We start from the raw sequence: 20,612 nt of genomic DNA on the forward strand, positions 1-20,612 counted from the left end.
CGGACGGTGGGTCTCGATACGCCGCTGCGCGGCTGCTCGACCAGCATGAGGGGGCCGCTGTGCGGCTGCCCGACCAGCAGGTCTGCGGGCGACTCTTCCCAGTGGATCCGGCGTCAGGGGGCGGGGGTGCAGCCGCAGGTCTCGCCGAGGACGAGGGTGGTCGGCAGGAGGACGTGGCGCACGGGGGCGTCGGCCAGGGTCTCGTCGAGGAGCTCGAAGGCGATGCGGGCCATCTCTCGGACGGGGACGGCGACGGTGGTGACGCGGACGCCGCCGAGCAGTGCCTCGCGGATGCCGTCGAAGCCGACGATCGCGAGCTCGGCCGGGACGCGGATCCCCTCCTGGGAGGCGGCGCGGAGGAGGGCGAGGGCGTGCTCGTCGGTGGTGGCGAGGACAGCCCGCGGGCGCTCGGTGCGCAGGATCGTGCGGAGGGCGGCCTCGGCCGAGACGCGGTCCATCGGCACGCGGTGCAGGCGGCCTCCGGCGCCTTCCATCGCCTCCGCCCAGAAGCGGGCGCGGAGGCCCGAGGGGCCGAAGTCGTCGGGGCCGGTGACGCAGTGCACGTCCTCGTGGCCGTGCGAGAGCAGGTGCTCGACCGCGGCTCGCACGCCCTGCTCGTCGTCGAAGACGACGCTCGGCTCGGTGTCGGTGGGAGCCGCGGAGTGCAGGAAGACGCGCGGGGCGGTGTCAGCGGTGCTGGCGGGATCGATGGTGATCAGGAGGATACCGGCGGTGCGGAGGTCGGCGAAGGTGCGCTCGTAGCCGCGCTCCACCTCCGGGTCGTACTCGGTGTTGCCGAGGAGGGTCAGCAGCGAGCGGCGGCGGGCCTCGTGCTCGATCTCGCGCGCCAGCTCGCCGAAGAAGGCGTTGGAGGAGTCGGGGACGAGCAGACCGACGAGGTTCGAGCGGCCGACGCTGAGCGCCTCGGCGAGGGTGTTGCGGCGGAAGCCGAGCTCGGTGATGGCGGTCTCGACGCGGGCGCGGAGCTCGGGGGAGACGGGGCGCGGGCCGTTGTTGACGACGTAGCTGACGACGGTGGCGGAGGTGCCGGCCGAGCGGGCCACATCGGCGAGGGTGGGGCGCCGGGGGCGGGCTGACATCCGGTCAGCTTATGGGAGGGGGGATCTCGATACGCCCGCTGCGCGGGCTACTCGATCAGCATGATCGGCGCGGGATGCTCGGGATGTGCGATCAGCATGATCGGCGCGGGATGCTCGGTCGGCGTGATCGGTCCAGGCGGCGAATGTTTCACACGGGCGTAATAAACGGGCGGGTGGGGGAAACAGGGCGCGACTATGGTCACGCTAACCGCTTAGAATCGCCGACTCCCCTGGAGCGTCATGCACGCCACCCTCACCCCGTTGCGCCGCGCCGCGCTGCCCGCGACGGCGGCCGACGCGTCCGGTGACTCCCGGGTCGTCCGAGCGCTGACCCGCACCGCGTGGGCGCAGGCCGTGCTCCGCGCGGTCGCCGCGGCCTCCAACCTCTCCTTCGCGCACACCCGCGTCGCCGTGCTCGGGACCGGGCCGCTCGCGGTCGAGCTGGCGACCAGGACCGCCGCGACGGGCGCTCGCGTGATCGTCGTCGGCGACGACCCGCTCGCGCTGGTCGAGATCGCCCAGCTCGGGCTGACGGTGCAGACAGCGCACTCGGCGGACCTGCGGGATGCGACGATCGCCTTCGCGACGGGAGAGCTGACGAGCCCGGTCACCGCGGCGCTGCTCGGCACCGGCGGTCCGCTGCTCCTGGTCGACGCGGCGGAGGACCACCCGGCGGTCGCCGCGGCCACCGACCCCTCCTCCGGCCGCCCCGGGATCGACCGGATCGCGGACGCCGAGCGCGAGCTCTTCCTCCTCGTGGCGCGCGACGTCGCCGACGGCTCGGCCCGCCGCACTCGGGAGCAGCTGTCCGCGCGCTTCGCGGCCGCTGTCGAGGCCGCCCGGGAGCAGGACCCGTCGCCCGGCCTGCACGAGCGCGCCGACCGTGCCCTCGCGCTGGAGCTGCTCCGATGACCGCGCCGATCCGGGACCCCTCGCTCTGGCGGCAGGGCCAGGACAAGATCGACTGGGCCGCGCGCTTCATGCCGGTGACCCGCGGGATCGCCGGACAGCTCCGCGAGAGCGGCACCGTGCGGGGCCTGCGGATCGGGCTGGTGCTCGTGCTCGAGCCCAAGACGGCGACGCTCGCGCTCGAGCTGGCGGCGGCCGGCGCGGACGTCAGCGTGATGTGCGGCGCCTCCAACACCCACGACGACACCGCGGCCGCCCTGCAGCACGCGGGGATCGCGGTCTTCGCCCGCTCGGACGCGAGCGCCGCCGACGACCGCGCGTTCGCGCTCGGGCTGCTCGACCGGCGCCCGGACATCCTGGTCGACGACGGCTCGTCGGTCACGCGGCTCGCGCACACCGACCGGCCCGCTGTCTTCGAGACGCTGCGCGGCGCGACGGAGGAGACCACGAGCGGCCTGCGCCCGCTCCGGGTGATGGAGCGCGAGGGCGCGCTGCGGATCCCGGTGCTCGCGGTCAACGACGCGCGCTGCAAGACGCTCTTCGACAACCGGCACGGCACCGGGCAGTCGACGCTGCTGACCATGCTCGACCTGCTCGCGACTCCGCTCGACAGAGCGCACGTCGTCGTCGCGGGCTTCGGACCTGTCGGCCGCGGGGTCGCCCAGCACGCCCGCGCGCTCGGCGCCCGCGTGACGATCGCGGAGGTCGACCCGGTCCGCGCGCTCGAGGCGGTTTTCGCCGGCTACGACGTCGACGCGCTGGAGTCGGCGGCCGGCAGCGCCGACCTGCTGATCTCGGCGACGGGCATCGCGCACACCGTCGACGTGGAGCACCTGCTCGCCCTGCCGGAGGGGGCGGCCGTGGCCGTCTCGGGCGGCGTCGCGCAGGAGATCGCGATCGACGCGGCGCTCGCCGCGGGCGCGATCCGGCAGAGCATCGGCCACGCGCTGGAGAGCTTCACGCTGCCCAACGGCCGTTCGATCGTCGTGCTCGACGACGGCGGCTGCATCAACTGCACCGCCGGTGAGGGGAACCCGATCGAGATCATGGACCTGTCCTTCGGCGTCCAGGTGGCCGCCGTCGACCTGCTCGCGCGGGAGGCGGGGAGCCTCGCTCCGGCCGTGCACCTGCTCCCGCCCGAGGTCGACGACCGGGTCGCCCGCGCCAAGCTCGACGCGCTCGGTCTGCGGATCGACGCGCCGAGCAGCGCCCAGCGCGACTTCCTCGGCAGCTGGACCTCGACCGGCCGCCGGGCCGCGCCGCAGCGGGACGGAGCGCGCTCGTGACCGAGCTGCTGCGCCTGGACGGCGTCGGAGTGACCTACCGCAACGCCGAGCAGCCGTCGCTGGTCGACGCGAGCTTCTCGGTGTCGAGCGGGGAGGTCGTGCTGGTCGCGGGTCCGTCCGGCTGCGGCAAGAGCACGCTGCTGCGGGTGCTGAACGGACTGGTGCCGCGCTCGTACCGCGCCGAGGTGACCGGGCGGATCGAGGTCGAGGGGCGGGACGCGACTCCGCTCGCCCTGCGCGACATCTCGGAGGTCGTCGGCACGCTGCTGCAGGATCCGGGCAAGCAGGTCGTCGGGCACAGCGTGCTCGCCGAGATCGCCTTCGGGCTGGAGAACCGCGGGACGCCTCCCGCCGAGATCCGCGAGCGCGCGCACCAGGTCGCCGAGCGGCTCGGGCTGACCGCGCTGCTGGCGACGCCGCCGCACGAGCTCTCCGGCGGGCAGCTGCAGCTCGTCGCCTTCGCGGGGATCCTCGTGCTCGATCCGCGGGTCATCGTCATCGACGAGCCGCTGGCGAACCTCGATCCCGACGCGGCCGACGTGCTGCTGCGGGCGGTGCGCGCCTACGTCGACGGCGGCGGGGCGGCCGTGATCGTCGAGCACCGCGTCGACGAGGTGCTCGCGCTCGAGCCGGACCGCGTCGTGTACCTGGAGGAGGGGCGGGTCGTCTACTCGGGCGGTGTCGCCGGGTTCCTCGAGGTCGCGTCACCCGAGTCGGTGAAGCTGCCGTTCGAGGCGCTGCTCGCCGGCGCCGCGGGGGAGGAGTCGCCCGAGGAGGAGGCGCGTCCGGCCCCGGCCGGTGCCGCCCGCCTGCACTTCGACGGCGCCGAGCTCGGCTACGGCGCGCGGACGATCGTGGCCGCCGTGGACCGCCGCTTCCACGCGGGCGAGCGGGTGGCGATCCTCGGCCGGAACGGCGCCGGCAAGTCGACGCTGATGCGCGCGGCCGTCGGCCTCGTCGCGCCGACCCGCGGCCGGGTCCTGCTGGACGAGCGGCCGGTGCACGAGCTGACCGCGGCCGAGCTCGTCTCGACCTGCGGCTACCTCTTCCAGAACCCCGGCCAGGCGCTCTTCAGCGAGACGGTCGAGGCGGAGCTGGCCTTCGGGCCGCGCAATCTCGGGGTGCCGGCGGAGGAGATCCCCGCGATCGCCGACGCCGCGCTGCGCGCCGTGTCGCTCGACGACGTGCCGGGGATCCTGCAGCGGCCGCCGCGCACGCTCTCCTTCGGGCAGCAGCGCCGGCTCGCCGTCGCGCTCGCCCTCACGCTGCGGCCGCGGACGCTGATCCTCGACGAGCCGACGGCGGGGCAGGACGAGCGCTCCTCCCGCCACTTCCTCGACGCGGTGTGGGCGATCGACGGGATCGACAGCGTGTACTTCATCACCCACGACGTCGACATGGCGCTCGCCCGAGCCGACCGCGTGGTGGTCGTCGACGGCGGCGGGATCGTCGCCGACGCCAGTCCCGCCGAGGTCGTGCACGACACGGCGCTCTGGCACGGCCCGGGCGTCGACCCCGGCCACTCCCGCGCGGTGCTGCGCGAGACCGACTTCGTGCGCGCCGCCCGGCGCCACGGACCCGCGAGCGGTCGCCTCCCGCGCCCGCTCGACCTCGCCCGGCGCCTCCGCCGTGCGCAGCAAGGCCCCGGCAGCACCCCCGACGCCGGACGCACCGCCGATCCCCGCAGCTCCTCTCCCTCCCTCGAAAGGACACACCCGTGACCGCCACCACCTCCACCGCCGCGAAGACCGGCCCCTGGGCCGTCTCCTCCCGCACGATCGTCTTCGGCGCCGTCGGCGCCGCCCTCTACGGCGCGCTCGGCGCCCTGAGCTTCGTGATCCCCGGGACGATGATCTCGATCCGCCCCGCGATCGCGATCATCCCCTTCGTGGGCCTGCGCTTCGGACCGGTCGCCGGCTTCTTCACCGGCGCCGTCGGCAACGCGATCGTCGACCAGATCATGGGCTACGGCTTCCTCACCTACTGGAACTGGAGCATCGCGAACGGCCTCGTCGGCCTGCTCGCCGGACTGATCGGCTACTACGCGAAGGAGCCGCGCACCACCGGCCGCCAGCTCGTCTGGGCCGCCGCCATCGCGGTCGCCGCGGTCGTCGTCGGACTGCTCTTCACCGCCACCGACTTCCTGTTCCTCGGCCAGACCTTCCAGTACTGGTTCTTCGGCTCCTACCTCCTGGCGATCCTCGCCACCGGCATCACCGCGGTGATCCTGGTGCCCGTGCTCGACCGGGTCTGGAAGCCGCTGCAGAACCTCGCCGGACGCTGACGGGCGCCCGGGATGGAGGTCTCGCCTCGATACCTCGGCGGTGACTCCTTCCTCGGCCGCCGGGATCCGCGTGTGCTGATCCTGGTGCCGGTGATGTTCGTCGTCACGGCCAGCCAGGTGCGCGATCTGCGCTGGATGGCGGCGCTCGCCGTGGTCGCCTTCGCGTACTACCTCAGCGCGCGGATCCCGTTCCGCGAGGTCCGCTCGAACTGGGCCGTCGTGGCCGTGTTCGTGCTGGTCTTCGCGGGGATCAACGGGCTCATCGTCGGCGCGACCGGCAGCGGCGAGCCGGAGGCCGGCGCGACGCTGTTCACGGTGCCGGTCGTCGGGCTGGCGATCACGGAGGGGGCGGTGTCGTACGCGGTCAACCTGCTGCTGCGCTTCCTCACGCTGGTCGCGGTCGGGTTCCCGCTCGCGTTCGCCATCCGCCCGGGAGACCTCGCGGTCGCGTTCGCGCGGCTCGGGGTGCCGGCGCGCTTCGCCTACGGCATCGACCTCACCTTCAAGTTCCTGCCCAGCGCGGCCTCGAACCTGCAGGAGACGGCCGCGGCCCAGCGGCTGCGCGGCTACGAGCGGACGCAGACCCGCAATCCGATCCGGCGCCTGCGCGAGGTCGCACCGCTGATGGTGCCGGTCACCATCACGTCGTTCGTGGACGCGGAGGACACGGTGGACGCCCTCGATCTGCGCGGCTTCGGGACGCGCAAGCGCACCTGGCTGCGGGAGATCCGGTACACGCCGGTCGACTGGACGGTGACGGGCGCGGCGGTGCTGCTGGCGGTCGCGGCGAGCACGGCGAGCCTCTCGGGACTGATGCCGTCGGCGTGGATCCCGTGAGCGGCGCGGTGTCGCTCGGGCGCGAGAGCGCCGGAAGCTCGACGTCGGTGCTCACCGTGCACAGCGCGCCGTGGGTGCTGCCGGTGGCGGGTGAGCCGGTGCGCGACGGGGCGGTCGCCGTGCGCGGCGAGCGGATCGTCGCGGTCGGGACGCGGGACGAGGTGCTGGAGGGGCTCCGCGACGAGTCGCCCGCGGTGCGGGAGTGGCCGGGCGCGATCGTCCCGGGCCTCGTCAACGCGCACTCGCACCTGCAGTACACGTGCATGTCCGCGGTCGGCCGGGGCCGGTACGCGGGCTTCGAGGACTGGTCGCGCGCCTTCCAGGAGGTCTACGAGCAGCCGCACGACTGGGGCGCCTCGGCGGCCGCCGGGCTCGAGATCGCGGTCTCGACCGGGACGACGGCGATCGCCGACATCGTCACCGACCTCGATGCGCTGCGCGTGCTCGAGGACGGCCGCGTGCACGGGATCGCCTACTGGGAGCTGATGAGCCTCCTCGAGGACGACTGGCGCGGCAGCGGGCGCGCGATCACCGCCGAGCTGGTGCGCACCTCCGGCGTGACCCGGATCGGGCTCTCGCCGCACGCGCCGTACTCGCTGGACACTCCGGTGCTGAGCGACCTCACCGGGCTCTCGCAGGAGCTCGGCGTGCGCCGGCACCTGCACCTGGCCGAGTCGGCCTGGGAGGCGGAGTACACGATGCACGGCCGCGGCGACCTGGCGGAGCAGTGGCGCCGCTGGGGCTACGACGGCTTCCACCTGCTGCGCAACGGCGGCAGCGCGCTGCGGCCGGTGGCGTACGCGGAGACGATCGGGGCGCTCGGCGACGACGTGCACATCGCGCACGGGATCTACGTGGACGCGGACGATCGCGCGACGCTGCGGCGCACCGGCACCTCCGTCGCGCTGTGTCCGCGCTCGAACGCGGTGATCGGGCTCGACGAGGCGCCGGTCGCGGACTACCTGCGCGAGGGGAACGCGATCGCGGTCGGGACGGACTCGCTGTCGTCGACGCCGTCGCTCGACCTGCTCGGGGACGTGGCCGAGCTGTGCCGGATCGCGCGGGCGCAGGGGTACGCGGGGCGCGATCTGCACGCGCGGCTGCTCACGGCGGCGACGCTCGGCGGCGCGGTCGCGATGGGGGCGGCGGAGTCGTTCGGCACGCTGGTGCCGGGGGCGCTCGCCGACCTCGCGGTCCTGGGCGTGTCGGGCTCTTCTTCCGACGACGTGCTCGCCGCCGTCGTCGAAGCCGGTGAGGGGACCGCCCTCGCCACGATCATCTCCGGGGAGGTCCGATGGCAGGCGCGGAGCTGAGCGGGTTCGTCGACCGGCTGAGCGTCGACGGGCGGGTGCTCGAGCGGGTGCGGCGGCCGGCGCTCGCCGAGACGATGGGGCTCGAGCCGCATCCCGAGGGCGGCTGGTACCGGCGGACGTGGGAGTCGCCGGAGCGGCTGACGCTCGTCAGTGCGGACGGCTCGGTGCGGGAGCGGCCGGCGGCGACGCTGATCGTCTTCCTGCTGCCGGCGGGCGAGGCGTCGGCCTGGCACCGGGTGTCCTCGGCGGAGACCTGGATCTGGAACGGGCCCGGCCGGGTGGCGCTGCAGTACGGCGGGCTCGGCGAGGAGCCGGAGGACGGCGAGACCGTGGTGCTCGGCTCCGCGTTCGAGGGGCTGCCGGTGCAGGCGCTGGTGCCGGCCGACGTCTGGCAGCGGACGCTGCCGTCGGCGGAGGACGCGGTGGTGAGCTGCCTGGTGTCGCCGGGCTTCGACTTCGCGGACTTCTCGATGCCGGAGTAGCGGCGGGCGGGGTCTCGAGACGCCGCTGCTGCATGCTCGGGTCTCGATACGCCCCTGCGGGGCTACTCGACCAGCACGGAGGGGGCCACTGCGCGGGCTGCTCGGCCAGCAGGGGCGTGCGCCGCGGCGGCTGGACTGCTCGGGACGTCGACAGGCACGGATCCTGTCAGCAGTGACGTGAACGCGTCATCGTTGTGCTTCAAGCGCCTCGAATTATCCTGACGCGGCGTGAGGGCACCACCCTGGTGTGCAGGTACGCCGTCGCCAACCGTGGCAGCGGTCGTACCTCGACACCACGGGAGACGCACTCATGGCGCACGACGACGATCGGCCGACGACCTCCGACGGTCGAAGCGCGGTGCACCGGCGGACGCTCGTCGCCGGAGGGGTCTGGACGGTACCCGTCATCGCCCTGGCGGCGGCGGCTCCGGCCGCATCGGCGTCTCCTGCGCCCTGCCCGTCGGTCACCGATTCTGCTCAGTGGCGACGCTACGACAACGGCTACGGCTATCACGGGGTGTCCGGCATCGAGGAGAAGAACGGCGCCGTCTTCTTCTACCAGCAGGCGGACGATTCGGGCTCCGCCGAGGGGTTCAACCTGGAGGTCTGGTGGGGGGCCAGGCTGCCGGTCGTCGCCAGGACCACCTACACCTTCCTCTACCGGGCCGGTGGCTCGTACGCACAGACCGGCAACGACAGGACCCGCGGCGCGCAGTACGCCCGGCTCGAGACCGACGACGTGCCCATCTCGCCGAACTACAGCACCGACACGAGTCAGTACGGCGACGTGCAGCTGACGAAGGACTTCTCGTTCGTCGACTACTCCACCCGGTGGACGGCGACCACCACGGGATCGGTTCAGCTCATGTGGCACTTCATCGTTCCCGGACGAAAAGGAGTGAGGACCGACGCGAACGACGACATCCGCATCACGCTGCCGATGATCGCCTGCTCGTAGAGGTGCCGAGCAGGCCGTGGGGCGGGCCTCTGCATGGTGATCGAGTAGCCCGCGCAGCGGGCGTATCGAGATCCACCGTGGCCTGGAGGGTGGGTCTCGATACGCCGCGTTCCGCGGCTACTCGACCAGCATGGAGCGCGCGGCCTGCGGCCGGTCGACCGGCATGGAGTGCGCGGGTTGCGGCTGGTCGGCCGGGATGGAGTGCGCGGGTTGCGGCTGGTCGGCGGGCAGGAAGCGCGCGTTCCGCGGCTGGTCGACCGGCAGGGGTGCGCGGAGCGGGCGGGTATCGTGAGCCGCATCATGCCCGTCGACTCCGCCCTCGAGGCCTCCGGCTCCGGCAGACGCCTGCAGCGCCGGGTCGCCGAGGGGCTCGGGCGGGAGATCGCGTCGGGGGTCCGGGCGGCGGACTCGCAGATCGTGCCCGAGGAGATCGGCCGCCGGTACGACGTGTCGCGGACGGTGGTGCGCGAGGCCTTCCGTGCTCTCGAGGCCCGCGGGATGATCCGCGCTCGCCCGCGTGCGGGGACGCAGGTCCAGCCGGAGAGCTCGTGGAACCTCCTCGATCCCGATGTGATCCAGTGGCGGGCCTCCGGACCGGCGAGCGAGACGCAGCTGCAGGAGCTCCTCCTGCTGCGCGAGGCGGTCGAGCCCGCCGCGGCCCGGCTCTTCGCGACGAGCGGCCGGACCGCTGGGCAGCAGGAGCTGTCGGCCGCGGCGGCGGAGCTCGCCCTCGCGGCCGAGGCGCGATCGCTGCCCCGGTTCACGAGCGCGGATCAGAGCTTCCACCGGATCCTGGTCGAGGGGTCGGGCAACGCGGTGCTCGCCCAGCTGCTCGGCACCCTCGCCGCCGCGCTCGACAGCAGGTACGGCAGCGGCGTTCCGACCTTCACCGCCGCCACCGATCGAGCGGTCGACCAGCATCGGCGGCTGGCGGAGGCGATCGCGGCGGGGGACGCCGATCGCGCGGAGAGCGCGGCACGAACGCTCGTCCGCGACACCGCTGCGGAGATCCGGGCGACGTCGACCGGCCGAGGGACGGCCTGAGTCGAGGCGGGCAGGGGTGCCCTCAGGCGCCGGCGGGATCACTCCGCGGGTGAGAGGCCCTCGTACGCACGGGCGGGGATCTGCGTGGCGAGCTTGCCGCCGCTGACGTCGACGAGCGTGCCGGTGATGTAGCTCGCGGCGTCGCTGGAGAGGAAGCAGAGCAGGTCGGCGATGTCGTCGGGCGTGCCCCAGCGGCGCAGGCTCAGCGTGTCGAGGAGCCGCGCCTTCGCCGCCTCCGGCATGTCCGCGAAGCCGTTCATCGCGGTGGGGATCATGCCCGGCGCGTAGGCGTTGACGGTGATGCCCCACGGCCCGAGCTCGCCGGCGAGGACCCGGGTGAACTGCACGACGGCCGCCTTCGAGGCTCCGTAGGCGGCGGCGCCGATGCTCGGGACGATCGCGGCGAACGAGGCGGCGTTGATGATGCGGCCGCGGCCGCGCTCCTTCATCACGGGGATGACGGCCTGCGAGACGAGGAAGGTGCCGCGGACGTTCACGTCGAACGCGGCGTCCCAGCGCGACGGATCGAGGGTCTCGACGGTGCCCTCGACGTTGATGCCGGCGTTGTTCACCAGGACGTCGACGTGGCCGAACCGCTCGACCACCGCGTCGATCGCCGCCCGTACCGACGCCGGATCCGTGACGTCGCAGACGATCTGCTGCGCGTCGCCCGAGGGGGAGGGGAAGGCCAGGTCGAGGGCGGCGACCCGCGCGCCCTCCGCCAGGAAGCGGTCGACGATCGCGCGGCCGATGCCGCGCCCGCCTCCGGTGACCACGACGACCAGACCGGTGAGATTGATGAGCACGGCAGCCTCCTATTAGTATGATTAATCGATCGTCACCGTAGCATCGAAGGGCTGCCCCATGGACACTGAAGTCGCTCGCAGAGTCGCCTGGATCACGGGAGCCGGCTCCGGGATCGGGGCCGCGTCGGCCGAGCGCCTTGCGGCGTCGGGCTGGACGGTGGCGCTCAGCGGGAGGTCACGCGAGCGCCTCGACGCCGTCGCCGAGCGGATCGGCAGTGCCGGCGGGGACGCCCTCGTCGTCCCCCTCGACGTGAGCGACGGGGAGGCGGTGCCCGCCGCCCGGGACGCGGTGCTGGCAGCGACCGGCCGGATCGACGCGCTGGTCCTGTCGGCCGGGCTCAACTCCCCGCGGCGGACCTGGGGGGACCAGCGGCTGAGCGAGCTCGAGGAGATCGTGCGCACCAACCTGCTGGGGCCGGTGGGCGTCATCGACGCGGCGCTGCCCGAGCTGAGGGCGCACGCCGGCGCGGTCGTGCTGGTCTCCTCGTACTCGGCCTGGGCGTTCGCCCCTATCGCGGGGGTCGGCTACAGCGCGAGCAAGAAGGCGCTGGCCGAGATCGCCCGCACGCTGAACGCGCAGGAGGCCGCCTCCGGGATCCGCGCCTGCCACCTCTGCCCCGGCGACGTCGCGACGGACTTCCTCCGCCACCGGCCGCAGGTCCCGGATGATGAGGCCCGCGCCCGGATGCTCGCGCCGGACGACGTGGCCCGCGCGGTCGAGTTCGTCCTCGACTCGCCGGCCCACGTCCGCATCGACGAGCTGGTGATCTCGCCGGTGTCGCAGCGCTGACGGCCGCCGGGCCTTCGTCGGCGACCGCTCGACGGTCGCGTTCGTGCCGGGCTGTGCCCGCGCGTCCGCGGACGGCCGACCCTGCTACTTCGGAGTCGGCTGCGTCTTCGGCTGGGCGGGAGACGCAGCCGACTTCCCGACGGAAGCACTGCTGCGGGTGACGTACCGGCCAGTGGTCGGGCTGATCCGCGCGCCGCTGACTCGGAAGCCGCCGTTGCCGAGGCTCTGGAACGAGTTGCTGCTGCTGTTCGTCATCGCTGTCTCCTTGTCCTTCGTTGATCGTAGTTGCGCGAGGCGGCTCACACGAGGGAGTCGCTCAGCCGTTCGCTCCACGCGTTCGCGATGTCGAGCACCTGGTCGAACCACATCGCCTTCGACGTGGAGAACGCCTCCGCGGTGCCGGGAAGGCCGACGCTCAGCACCGCGGTCGCGATGTCCGGCAGACCCGCGAACGACACCCTGATCGGAAGGGCGAGCACAGTGCCCCAGCGATTCGTTCCGGCCGGGTCGAGATTCTGGAACACGATGCTCTCCGCACCGAGGGTCCGGCCGGCGACCCAGGCGCTGTCGTGTCCGCTCGACACGCGGCGGATGTCGGACGCTGCTCGATAGGTCCGGTCCTGGGAGGCGTACCGTCCGACGCTGCCCGCTCCGTCCGCGAGCCACAGGCTGACGCCGAGCTGCTCGACGTCGAAGGCGTCGCGCAGCGTCCGCGCGTCGTCGTCCAGTGCGTCGGAGTACTCCGGCTGGCGGACGTCGAAGCCGTCGACGTGGAGATCCCAGAGCGCGGTCGCCCGCTGCTGCGGCGAGCGGTACCGAGGTCGATGCAGATGACGGAGCTCGCGGATGATCTGCGCGGCATCGGTGAAGTCCTCGAGAAGGATCGGCTGCAGTCCGGCAGCTCTCCACTGCCCGGCGAGGGCGCTCTTGATCTCGTCGAATCGCTCTCTCGAGACGCCGAAGGCCTGGCGCGCGAGAAGCACCAGCGCCGCGTTGCCGTCAGGCGAGTCGGCAAGAGCGACGTGGAGCCAGCGCCGGACGTCCGGATCTCGGTAGGACGTTCCGGCGATGACGATGGCGCCGTCCTGCGCTGCCTTGGTGAGCAAGCGCTGCTGCCAGCAGTCCTGGTCGCCGAGCAGCTCGTTGTAGTCGGACAGGGTCAGGACGACGCCCTCGCTCCGCGAAGGGGAGGCGATTCCGTGCAGGTGGTGCACGACGTACGCGGTCGAGGACTCGTCGTCGTCGACACGACCCTCCGCGGTTCCTTCGATGTCGATGGCGTCCTCGAGGAGGACGTCGAAGTTCAACGTCGCCACCGTGGTCTCGTCGGTTCTCCCGTCGAGGGCGTGGCCGGCAGCCGCGAAATGCAGCGACGAAGGCGACAGATCCTGCAGCCCTTGGTAGAGCGCGGCCCTGACGCGCTGGTCCCACCGGTCCAGAGTGCTCTTCGCGGCTTCAGCGACGAGGAGTGGGTCCTGCCGTTGCACGAGCTCCTGCGCGGCGGACTCCGAGGAGACGGCCCCGCTCTTCAGGAGGAGCCGAACGGCGAGCTCGTCCCACCCGGGCAGCCCCGATGATGTCGACGCACCGGCACCGAGCAGCAGGGTGACATGCCGATCGACGCCGGAGTCTCGGAACGGAGCCAGGACATCCGCGTTCAGGTCGGGGGCGCTCACCAGCGCATGATGCCATGCGGGTCAGCTGCGCCCGGCAGCCAGGCGCGACACGTTCTGATCGGTCGGGGTGGGTGGGTCTCGATACGCCCCTGCGGGGCTACTCGACCAGCATGAACAGGCCCGTTCGACCGGCATGAACAGGTCCGTTCGACCGGCATGAACGGGCCTGGTCGACCAGCAGGGACGGGGCTGCTCGACCTGCAGGAAGAGGCCTGCCCGACCGGATGCATGCTGGTCGAGTAGCCGCGGGACGCGGCGTATCGAGACCCGACCGCCGGACCGCCGCAGGCCGGCCGGTCGCGGTCAGCCGGAGGACTCGCGGGGGACGAGGCGCACGGGCATCGAGCGGACGCCGGGCGTCGCGCGGCCGTGGATGGCGTGGGAGAGCTCCTCGGCGGCGGCGCGGCCGAGGGCCTCGAGCTGCATGTCGATGCTGGTGAGCGGGGGGCGGGCGGCCTCGACGAGGAGGTCCCAGTTGTCGAAGCCGACGACGGCGACGTCGCGCGGCACGGGGTGCCCGCTCTCGCGCAGGTGGTCGAGGGCGCCGCGGGCGATCTGGTCGCTCGCGCAGATGATGGCGTCGAGATCGGGGTGCGCGGCGAGCAGCGACTCGGCGCACTGGCGGCCCCAGCTCTCCGACCACTGGCCGTAGAGCACGTCGCCGCCGACCAGCGGGAGGCCCGCCTCCGTCAGCGCGCGCTCGACGCCGCGGGCGCGGTCGTGCGCGGCGGTATAGCTGGGCTCCCCGTTGATCAGCGCGATGCGCGTGCGCCCGCGCTCGATCAGGTGGCGGGCCGCGAGCACGCCGGCGAGCGTGTTGTCGGGCGTGAAGGAGGAGTCGCGCTCGTCCTCGGAGGGTGCGTAGGCGTAGACGACCGGGACGGGGATCGTCGCGGTGATCGACGGGCGCGGGTTGGTCGTCCGGCCGAGCACGACGATCCCGTCGACGCGCTTGGCCAGCAGGTTCTTGATGTGGTGCTGCTCGCGGATCGAGTCGCCGCGGGCGTCGCAGAGGAACACCGAGGTGGAGCCGGCGCCGAACGCGTCCTCGGCGCCCAGCAGCACGGGCAGCACGAAGCGGTTGTCGAGGTCGTTGGTGAGCATCCCGATCGTGCCGGTGCGGCGCGAGTTGAGGGCCTGCGCGAACGGGTTCGGGGTGAAGGAGAGCGCGGCGGCGGCGTCGAGCACCTTCTGGCGGGTCTCGGCACGGACCTGGTCGCGGCCGTTCAGTGCCTTCGACGCGGTGGCGATCGAGACGCCGGCCTCGCGGGCGACGTCGGTCAGCGTGATGGTGCCTGTGGGCTTGCGCGGCGCGATGACGTCCTCCTTCCGCGGGACGCCGGTGCGCCCTGGACGATCCTCGCACAGGATCCCGCGAACCGAAAACACCGAAAACGCGACAACTCTTGACTCGACCTTCCCGCCCTGTCTACTTTGAACCCGCAGAAAGTAGTTTCGGTCCGGCGGTCGCCGAGACCGGCCAGCACTACCCGTCAACGACGAAGGGAACATCCGCGATGAAGAGGAAGCACACTCGGGGCCTCGCCGCCGCCGTCCTGCTCGGGACCGCAGCCGCAGCACTGACCGGCTGCGCGGGAGGCTCGGGAGGCGACTCCTCCGCCGCCGGCGGCACCTACACCTTCTGGGACCCGTACCCCCAGTTCGACGAGTCGTCCGACTGGGCGAAGCTCATCGACTCCTGCGGCACCGAGGCCGGCGTCACCGTCGAGCGAACCGGCTACGACACCACCGACCTGACCAACAAGGCGCTCCTCGCCGGGCAGCAGGGCAGCTCGCCGGACATCCTGCTCGTCGACAACCCGGTCGTCTCCACGCTCGCCGAGTCGGGCATCCTGACCACCACCGCCGAGAACGGCCTCGAGACCGGCGACATCGACGCCAACATCCTGGCCGCGGGCGAGGTCGGCGGCGACACCTTCGGCGTCCCGATCGGCGCGAACACGCTGGCGCTGTACTACAACAAGACCGTGCTGGCCACGGCCGGCGTCGACGTCTCCTCGATCACCGACTGGGCGAGCCTCACCGCCGCGCTCGAGAAGGTCACCGCCTCGGGCGGCAAGGGCATCACGTTCTCGGGCATCGGCACCGAGGAGGGCACCTTCCAGTTCCTGCCCTGGTTCTGGGGCTCCGGCGCCGAGCTGACCGAGCTCGACTCGGACGCCGCCGTGGACGCGGTCTCGCTCTGGACCGACTGGCTGGAGAAGGGCTACGCGCCCAACTCCGTGATCGGCAACACCCAGACCACCAGCTGGCAGGAGTTCGAGACCGGCGAGTACGCCTTCGGCGAGAACGGCACCTGGCAGCTCGCGAACGCCAAGGCCTCCGGCATCGACTACGGCATCCTCACCATCCCCGCGAAGGACGGCGGCTCGGCCCCCGCCCCGACCGGCGGCGAGTTCCTCACCCTGCCCGTGCAGAAGGACGAGGCGCGCTACGAGACGTCGACGGCGATCGCCGAGTGCCTCACCTCGACGGAGAACCTGGTGACGACCGACGACACGCTGTCGTACATCGCCCCGACGGCCGCGGCGCAGGAGGCGCAGGTCGCCGGGAACGCCGACCTCGAGCCCTGGGTCGAGGCCGTCCAGGCCGCGAAGGGCCGCACCTCGGACGACCTCGGGACGAAGTACCCGAAGATCTCCGAGCAGCTCTGGTCTGCGGTGCAGACCGCGCTGAGCGGCTCGCAGTCGCCGGCCGACGCGCTGAAGGCGGCGCAGTCGGCGGCCGAGTCCGCGACGCAGTGATGAGCGGTGTGGAGCCCGTTGCTGATCGAGCAGTCCGCTCGGCGGGCGTCTCGGGATCTGCCGGCGTCGGAGGGGTGGTCTGCAGAACCGAGGTTCTTGCGGTGGTGGGTCTCGATACGCCCCTGCGGGGCTACTCGACCAGCATGCAGGGCGCGATGCGGGGCTACTCGACCAGCATGCGGGAGGAACGATGACGACGGCCACTGAGACGGGGCGGCTGCTGCGCCGCGAGGCCGAGCCCGGGGTCGCGGCCGTCGCGGCCCCGGCGCCCAGGCGGCGGCGGCCGGGCGGGCAGCTCGCGGCGTGGGCGTTCCTCGCCCCGCTCGTCGTCTACCTGCTCGTGTTCTACGCCTTCCCGCTCTACCGCAACCTCGAGCTGAGCCTGAAGGACTACACGGTCCGCTCCTTCGTGCAGGGCAACGCCCCGTTCGTCTGGTTCGACAACTACGTGCAGGTCTTCCGCGACCCGACCTTCGGCCCCGCGCTGCTGCACACCGCGGTGTTCACGGGAGTCTCGCTGATCTTCCAGTTCACGCTGGGGCTGGCGCTCGCGGTCTTCTTCTACCGGCGCTTCCCGCTCGCGAGCACGCTCCGGGCGCTGTTCCTCGTGCCGTGGCTGCTGCCGCTGATCGTCTCGGCGTCGACCTGGTCGTGGATGCTGAACAGCGACTCCGGGATCGTCAACGCGTTCCTCGAGTCGTTCGGGATCGGGCAGATCAACTGGCTGACCTCGCCGTCGACCTCGCTGATCGCGGTGCTGATCGCCAACATCTGGATCGGCATCCCGTTCAACCTGGTGATCCTCTACTCCGGGCTGCAGAACATCTCGCAGGACCTCTACGAGGCGGCCTCGCTCGACGGCGCGACCGGCGCCCAGCAGTTCTGGCGGATCACGCTGCCGCTGCTGCGCCCGGTGTCGGCGATCACGATCCTGCTCGGCCTCGTCTACACACTGAAGGTGTTCGACATCATCTGGATCATGACCAAGGGCGGGCCGGCCGACTCGTCGACGACCCTGGCGACCTGGACCTACCAGCTCGGCTTCGGGTCGATGCTGCCCGACTTCGGCCCCGCGGCGGCGGTCGGCAACCTGCTGATAATCCTTGCGCTGGTCTTCGGCCTGATCTACATCCGCGTCCAGCGGAAGCAGGCCGACGCATGAGCGCCCGGCGCCCCTGGTGGCTGACCCTCGTGGGCGTGCTGCTCACCGCGGTCATGCTGTTCCCGGTCTACTGGATGATCAACGTCTCACTGACGCAGACCGGATCGATGCGGAAGGATCCGCCGGACTGGTTCCCGTTCGCGCCCACCTTCTCGGGCTACCAGGCCGTGCTGAGCGAGCAGCTGCCGTACCTCGGCACCAGCCTGATCGTCGGGCTCGGCACGGTGCTGCTGACCGTGGCGATCGCCGCTCCGGCCGCGTACTCGCTCGCGAAGCTGCGGCCGCGCGGCGGGCAGGGGCTCTCCTTCGTCCTCCTGATCGCGCAGATGATCCCGGCGATCATCATGGCGATGGGCTTCTACGCCATCTACCTCAACCTCGGGCTGCTGAACTCGATCCCCGGGCTGATCGTGGCCGACTCGACCATCGCGGTGCCGTTCGGCGTGCTGATCTTCACCGCGTTCATGTCCGGCATCCCCGACGAGCTGACCCAGGCCGCGCGGATGGACGGCGCGAGCGCCTGGCGCACCTTCACCTCGGTGATCATGCCGATCAGCCGCAACTCCGTCGTCACGGTGTCGCTCTTCGCGTTCCTCTGGGCCTGGTCGGACTTCATCTTCGCGTCGACCCTCGACAGCGGCGGGAAGCTCCAGCCGATCACGCTCGGCATCTACAAGTACATCGGCAACAACAACCAGGAGTGGAACTCGATCATGGCGACCGCCGTGGTCGCCTCGCTCCCGGCCGCCCTCCTCCTCGTCGTCGCCCAGCGGTACGTCTCGGCGGGTGTCACCGCCGGTGCCGTCAAGGACTGACCCTCTTCCTCCTAGGAGATCCTCGTGACCCTGACCACCACCGTCGCCCTCGGCGGCCCCGTCGCCCCGACTGCGGGCGCGCTCCGGCCGCTGCGCCAGGACGAGATCCGGCTGACCGGCGGCTTCTGGCAGCACTACCAGCGGCTCGGCGCGGACGCCGTGATCGGCCACTGCCTGAGCTGGATCGAGCGGGTCGGCTGGGCCGGCAACTTCGACCGCGCGGCGAACGGCGCGATCTCCTCGGCGGCCGGCGGCGACCTCCACGCGGGCATCGAGTTCGTCGACTCGGAGGTCTACAAGCTGCTCGAGGCGATGGCGTGGGAGCTGGGCCGCTCCGACGATCCGGCGCTCGCTGCGCAGTACGAGGCGCTGGTGCTGCGGGTCGCGGGGGCCCAGGACGAGGACGGCTACCTGCACACGAGCTTCGGCCGGCCGGGGCAGCGCGCGCGCTACTCCGATCTGGAGTGGGGCCACGAGCTGTACTGCTTCGGCCACCTGATCCAGGCCGCCGTGGCGCGGCTGCGCACCGGGTACGACGACCTGCTGCCGGCCGTCGCGCGGCGTCTCGCCGATCACGTGATCGAGGTGTTCGGGGCGGAGGGGCGCGTCGCGGTCTGCGGGCATCCCGAGATCGAGCCGGCGCTCGCCGAGCTGGCGCGGGCCACCGGCGACGGTCGGTACCTGGAGCAGGCGCGGCTGTTCGTCGAGCGGCGGGGCACTGGGACGCTCGGTCCGATCGCCTTCGGGCCGGAGTACTTCCAGGACGACGTGCCGGTGCGCTCGGCCGAGGTGCTGCGCGGGCACGCGGTGCGGGCGCTGTACCTCTCCGCGGGGGCGCTCGACGTCGCCGTGGAGACGGGCGACGCGGAGCTCGAGGCCGCGGTGGGGAGGCAGTGGGCGGCGACGGTCGCGCGCCGGACCTATCTGACCGGCGGGATGGGCTCGCACCACCAGGACGAGGCGTTCGGCGCCGACTTCGAGCTGCCGCCGGACCGCGCCTACGCCGAGACCTGCGCGGCGATCGCGTCGAACATGCTGTCGTGGCGGCTGCTGCTGCGCTCGGACGACGCGGTCTATGCGGATCTGATGGAGCGGACGCTGCTGAACGCCGTGCTGCCCGCGACTCGCGAGGACGGGCGCGCCTTCTTCTACACGAACACGCTGCAGCAGCGGGTGGACGGGGTGGCGCCGGACGAGAGCGTCGAGACCGACCGGGCGCAGTCGAGCCTGCGGGCGCCGTGGTTCTGGGTGTCCTGCTGTCCGACGAACACGGCGCGGACCCTCGCGAGCGTCGAGCTGAGCTTCGCGACCGCGACGGACGACGGGGTGCAGCTGCACCAGTACGGGGCGTACCGGGTGACGACGGGCGACGTGTCGCTCGAGGTGGAGACCGCGTATCCGGAGGACGGCGAGATCGCGGTGCGGGTCCTCGCGGACGCGGAGTTCGCGCTGACGCTGCGGATCCCGCCGTTCGCGCGCGGGACGGCGCTGCTGGACGGGCAGGCGGTGGACGCGGGGCTGTCGACGGTGACGGTGCGGCGGGCGTTCGCGGCCGGCGACGTGGTGCGGCTGTCGCTGCCGATGCCGGCGCGCTTCGTGACGCCGCACCCGCGGATCGACGCGGTGCGCGGGCAGGTCGCGGTGGAGCGCGGGCCGTTCGTGCTGGCGCTGGAGTCGCTCGAGCTGCCGGACGGCCTCGACACGGAGCACGTGGCGGTGGACGCCGAGGTCTCGCCGGTCGCTGTCGGCGACGGCGCCCGGGTGGCGCTCGTGTGCCGCGACGCCCCGGCGTCCGCGTGGCCGTACTCCGTCTCGGCGGAGCTCGGCGAGCGCTTCACCGCAGAGTTCCACCCCTACTACCGCTGGGCGAACCGCGGCCCCTCCACGATGCGCATCTGGACGCCCACCCTCTGACGCGCCCCCCCGCGAGATGCCACTTGTGCACGCCTTTCACGGCGTGTCGCGTGCACAAGTGGCATCTCGCGGCAGTCCGGCTTACGCGGACTCGGCGTCCTTGGCGGCTCGCTCGGACTTGAGGCGGGCCTGCTCGCGGCGGACCTCGGCGTAGGAGTTCTGCTCGACGCGGAGCCACTCGGGGACCTCGTCGAGGAGGGCCTGGATCTGCTCGGTGGTCAGTGCCTCGTCGATGCCGCCGCGGGCGAGGCCCGAGATCGACACGTTGAGGCGCGAGGCGATCACGGGGCGCGGGTGCGGGCCGGTCTCGCGGAGCGTCGTCAGCCACTCGGGCGGGTTCGCGACGAGGTCGTCGTACTGCTCGCGGGTGATCGCCGACTCCTGGAACTCCTCCGGAGTCGCGGGGAGGAAGATCTGGAGCTTCTTCGCCGCGGTCGCAGCCTTCATCGTCTGTGTCGCCTTGGCCATGCG

Annotated in this window: 21 protein-coding genes; 14 read left to right on the forward strand and 7 right to left on the reverse strand. The window is 72.4% G+C overall.

Features of this window, described 5'->3' with window-relative positions:
* Positions 1 to 113 precede the first annotated feature (113 nt).
* Both MT350_RS09610 and MT350_RS09615 read right to left on the reverse strand, forming a co-directional pair.
* Complete coding sequence (locus MT350_RS09610; protein WP_243615828.1) at positions 114 to 1,100, reverse strand: LacI family DNA-binding transcriptional regulator; 987 nt, start codon at positions 1,098 to 1,100, stop codon at positions 114 to 116.
* A 47-nt stretch (positions 1,101 to 1,147) separates the two neighbouring features.
* Complete coding sequence (locus tag MT350_RS09615) at positions 1,148 to 1,303, reverse strand: hypothetical protein (RefSeq protein WP_243615829.1); 156 nt, start codon at positions 1,301 to 1,303, stop codon at positions 1,148 to 1,150.
* A 37-nt stretch (positions 1,304 to 1,340) separates the two neighbouring features.
* On the opposite strand from MT350_RS09615, the gene MT350_RS09620 reads away from it, so the two are divergent.
* The 9 genes from MT350_RS09620 to MT350_RS09660 all read left to right on the forward strand — a co-directional run bounded on the left by MT350_RS09620 (position 1,341) and on the right by MT350_RS09660 (position 10,213).
* Complete coding sequence (locus MT350_RS09620; protein ID WP_243615830.1) at positions 1,341 to 2,012, forward strand: hypothetical protein; 672 nt, start codon at positions 1,341 to 1,343, stop codon at positions 2,010 to 2,012.
* On the forward strand, positions 2,009 to 3,295 hold the full coding sequence (locus MT350_RS09625) for an adenosylhomocysteinase (RefSeq protein WP_243615831.1): 1,287 nt from the start codon (positions 2,009 to 2,011) through the stop codon (positions 3,293 to 3,295). Before MT350_RS09620 ends, MT350_RS09625 begins: the two co-directional genes overlap by 4 nt.
* Positions 3,292 to 5,016 carry an ABC transporter ATP-binding protein gene (locus MT350_RS09630; protein ID WP_243615832.1) on the forward strand — a complete coding sequence of 575 codons (1,725 nt, stop codon included), beginning with the start codon at positions 3,292 to 3,294 and terminating at the stop codon, positions 5,014 to 5,016. The genes MT350_RS09625 and MT350_RS09630 overlap by 4 nt, the downstream gene beginning before the upstream one ends.
* Complete coding sequence (locus MT350_RS09635; protein WP_123447291.1) at positions 5,013 to 5,579, forward strand: ECF transporter S component; 567 nt, start codon at positions 5,013 to 5,015, stop codon at positions 5,577 to 5,579. The genes MT350_RS09630 and MT350_RS09635 overlap by 4 nt, the downstream gene beginning before the upstream one ends.
* A 12-nt stretch (positions 5,580 to 5,591) precedes the next feature.
* Positions 5,592 to 6,416, forward strand: coding sequence for an energy-coupling factor transporter transmembrane protein EcfT (locus MT350_RS09640; RefSeq protein WP_123706136.1), 825 nt, complete (start codon positions 5,592 to 5,594; stop codon positions 6,414 to 6,416).
* Positions 6,404 to 7,729, forward strand: coding sequence for an amidohydrolase family protein (locus MT350_RS09645; protein WP_308197471.1), 1,326 nt, complete (start codon positions 6,404 to 6,406; stop codon positions 7,727 to 7,729). Before MT350_RS09640 ends, MT350_RS09645 begins: the two co-directional genes overlap by 13 nt.
* Positions 7,711 to 8,211, forward strand: coding sequence for a cupin domain-containing protein (locus MT350_RS09650; protein ID WP_243599433.1), 501 nt, complete (start codon positions 7,711 to 7,713; stop codon positions 8,209 to 8,211). Before MT350_RS09645 ends, MT350_RS09650 begins: the two co-directional genes overlap by 19 nt.
* A 310-nt stretch (positions 8,212 to 8,521) precedes the next feature.
* Positions 8,522 to 9,169: a hypothetical protein gene (locus tag MT350_RS09655; protein ID WP_243615833.1), complete on the forward strand. Its 648-nt coding sequence runs from the start codon at positions 8,522 to 8,524 to the stop codon at positions 9,167 to 9,169.
* Between the two features lie 288 nt (positions 9,170 to 9,457).
* Entirely contained in the window at positions 9,458 to 10,213 is a 756-nt protein-coding gene (locus MT350_RS09660; RefSeq protein WP_243615834.1) for a FadR/GntR family transcriptional regulator, read from the forward strand.
* Positions 10,214 to 10,251: 38 nt separating this feature from the next.
* Here the strand turns inward: MT350_RS09660 and MT350_RS09665 are convergent, their stop codons facing one another.
* The gene (locus tag MT350_RS09665) at positions 10,252 to 11,019 is read right to left on the reverse strand and encodes an SDR family NAD(P)-dependent oxidoreductase (RefSeq protein WP_243615835.1); all 768 of its coding nucleotides are present in this window, start codon (positions 11,017 to 11,019) and stop codon (positions 10,252 to 10,254) included.
* Positions 11,020 to 11,077: 58 nt separating this feature from the next.
* Between MT350_RS09665 and MT350_RS09670 the strand changes: the two genes are divergently transcribed.
* Positions 11,078 to 11,809, forward strand: a complete 732-nt coding sequence (locus MT350_RS09670; RefSeq protein WP_123736122.1) for an SDR family oxidoreductase — start codon at positions 11,078 to 11,080, stop codon at positions 11,807 to 11,809.
* Positions 11,810 to 11,893: 84 nt separating this feature from the next.
* On the opposite strand, the gene MT350_RS09675 is transcribed toward MT350_RS09670, so the two are convergent.
* The 3 genes from MT350_RS09675 to MT350_RS09685 all read right to left on the reverse strand — a co-directional run bounded on the left by MT350_RS09675 (position 11,894) and on the right by MT350_RS09685 (position 14,874).
* Entirely contained in the window at positions 11,894 to 12,064 is a 171-nt protein-coding gene (locus MT350_RS09675; protein ID WP_159423922.1) for a hypothetical protein, read from the reverse strand.
* Positions 12,065 to 12,108: 44 nt separating this feature from the next.
* The gene (locus MT350_RS09680; RefSeq protein ID WP_243615836.1) at positions 12,109 to 13,125 is read right to left on the reverse strand and encodes an SIR2 family protein; all 1,017 of its coding nucleotides are present in this window, start codon (positions 13,123 to 13,125) and stop codon (positions 12,109 to 12,111) included.
* A gap of 663 nt (positions 13,126 to 13,788) precedes the next feature.
* Positions 13,789 to 14,874, reverse strand: coding sequence for a LacI family DNA-binding transcriptional regulator (locus MT350_RS09685; protein ID WP_308197347.1), 1,086 nt, complete (start codon positions 14,872 to 14,874; stop codon positions 13,789 to 13,791).
* Between the two features lie 128 nt (positions 14,875 to 15,002).
* Between MT350_RS09685 and MT350_RS09690 the strand changes: the two genes are divergently transcribed.
* The 4 genes from MT350_RS09690 to MT350_RS09705 all read left to right on the forward strand — a co-directional run bounded on the left by MT350_RS09690 (position 15,003) and on the right by MT350_RS09705 (position 20,141).
* Entirely contained in the window at positions 15,003 to 16,250 is a 1,248-nt protein-coding gene (locus MT350_RS09690; RefSeq protein WP_243599439.1) for an extracellular solute-binding protein, read from the forward strand.
* Positions 16,251 to 16,440: 190 nt separating this feature from the next.
* Positions 16,441 to 17,412 (forward strand): carbohydrate ABC transporter permease, encoded by a 972-nt coding sequence (locus tag MT350_RS09695; RefSeq protein ID WP_123736118.1) that lies wholly within the window; start codon positions 16,441 to 16,443, stop codon positions 17,410 to 17,412.
* A complete protein-coding gene (locus MT350_RS09700) occupies positions 17,409 to 18,227 on the forward strand; it encodes a carbohydrate ABC transporter permease (protein WP_123447302.1) in 819 nt (272 codons plus the stop codon). Before MT350_RS09695 ends, MT350_RS09700 begins: the two co-directional genes overlap by 4 nt.
* A gap of 24 nt (positions 18,228 to 18,251) precedes the next feature.
* Positions 18,252 to 20,141, forward strand: a complete 1,890-nt coding sequence (locus MT350_RS09705; protein WP_243599440.1) for a beta-L-arabinofuranosidase domain-containing protein — start codon at positions 18,252 to 18,254, stop codon at positions 20,139 to 20,141.
* A gap of 81 nt (positions 20,142 to 20,222) precedes the next feature.
* On the opposite strand, the gene MT350_RS09710 is transcribed toward MT350_RS09705, so the two are convergent.
* Entirely contained in the window at positions 20,223 to 20,609 is a 387-nt protein-coding gene (locus tag MT350_RS09710) for a DUF5997 family protein (protein ID WP_243581339.1), read from the reverse strand.
* Positions 20,610 to 20,612 lie beyond the last annotated feature (3 nt).

It is taken from the genome of Rathayibacter sp. VKM Ac-2928, from assembly GCF_022815545.1.
GTDB classification, from domain to species: Bacteria; Actinomycetota; Actinomycetes; order Actinomycetales; family Microbacteriaceae; genus Rathayibacter; species Rathayibacter festucae.

Excerpts from the sequence above, each read along its gene's own strand:
- MT350_RS09700 (WP_123447302.1), top strand. The coding sequence starts at position 17,409 with ATGAGCGCCCGGCGCCCCTGGTGGCTGACCCTCGTGGGCGTGCTGCTC.
- MT350_RS09695 (WP_123736118.1), top strand. The coding sequence starts at position 16,441 with ATGACGACGGCCACTGAGACGGGGCGGCTGCTGCGCCGCGAGGCCGAG.
- MT350_RS09620 (WP_243615830.1), top strand. The coding sequence starts at position 1,341 with ATGCACGCCACCCTCACCCCGTTGCGCCGCGCCGCGCTGCCCGCGACG.
- MT350_RS09650 (WP_243599433.1), top strand. The coding sequence starts at position 7,711 with ATGGCAGGCGCGGAGCTGAGCGGGTTCGTCGACCGGCTGAGCGTCGAC.
- MT350_RS09640 (WP_123706136.1), top strand. The coding sequence starts at position 5,592 with ATGGAGGTCTCGCCTCGATACCTCGGCGGTGACTCCTTCCTCGGCCGC.
- MT350_RS09690 (WP_243599439.1), top strand. The coding sequence starts at position 15,003 with ATGAAGAGGAAGCACACTCGGGGCCTCGCCGCCGCCGTCCTGCTCGGG.
- MT350_RS09655 (WP_243615833.1), top strand. The coding sequence starts at position 8,522 with ATGGCGCACGACGACGATCGGCCGACGACCTCCGACGGTCGAAGCGCG.
- MT350_RS09625 (WP_243615831.1), top strand. The coding sequence starts at position 2,009 with ATGACCGCGCCGATCCGGGACCCCTCGCTCTGGCGGCAGGGCCAGGAC.
- MT350_RS09675 (WP_159423922.1), bottom strand. The coding sequence starts at position 12,064 with ATGACGAACAGCAGCAGCAACTCGTTCCAGAGCCTCGGCAACGGCGGC.
- MT350_RS09610 (WP_243615828.1), bottom strand. The coding sequence starts at position 1,100 with ATGTCAGCCCGCCCCCGGCGCCCCACCCTCGCCGATGTGGCCCGCTCG.
- MT350_RS09710 (WP_243581339.1), bottom strand. The coding sequence starts at position 20,609 with ATGGCCAAGGCGACACAGACGATGAAGGCTGCGACCGCGGCGAAGAAG.
- MT350_RS09670 (WP_123736122.1), top strand. The coding sequence starts at position 11,078 with ATGGACACTGAAGTCGCTCGCAGAGTCGCCTGGATCACGGGAGCCGGC.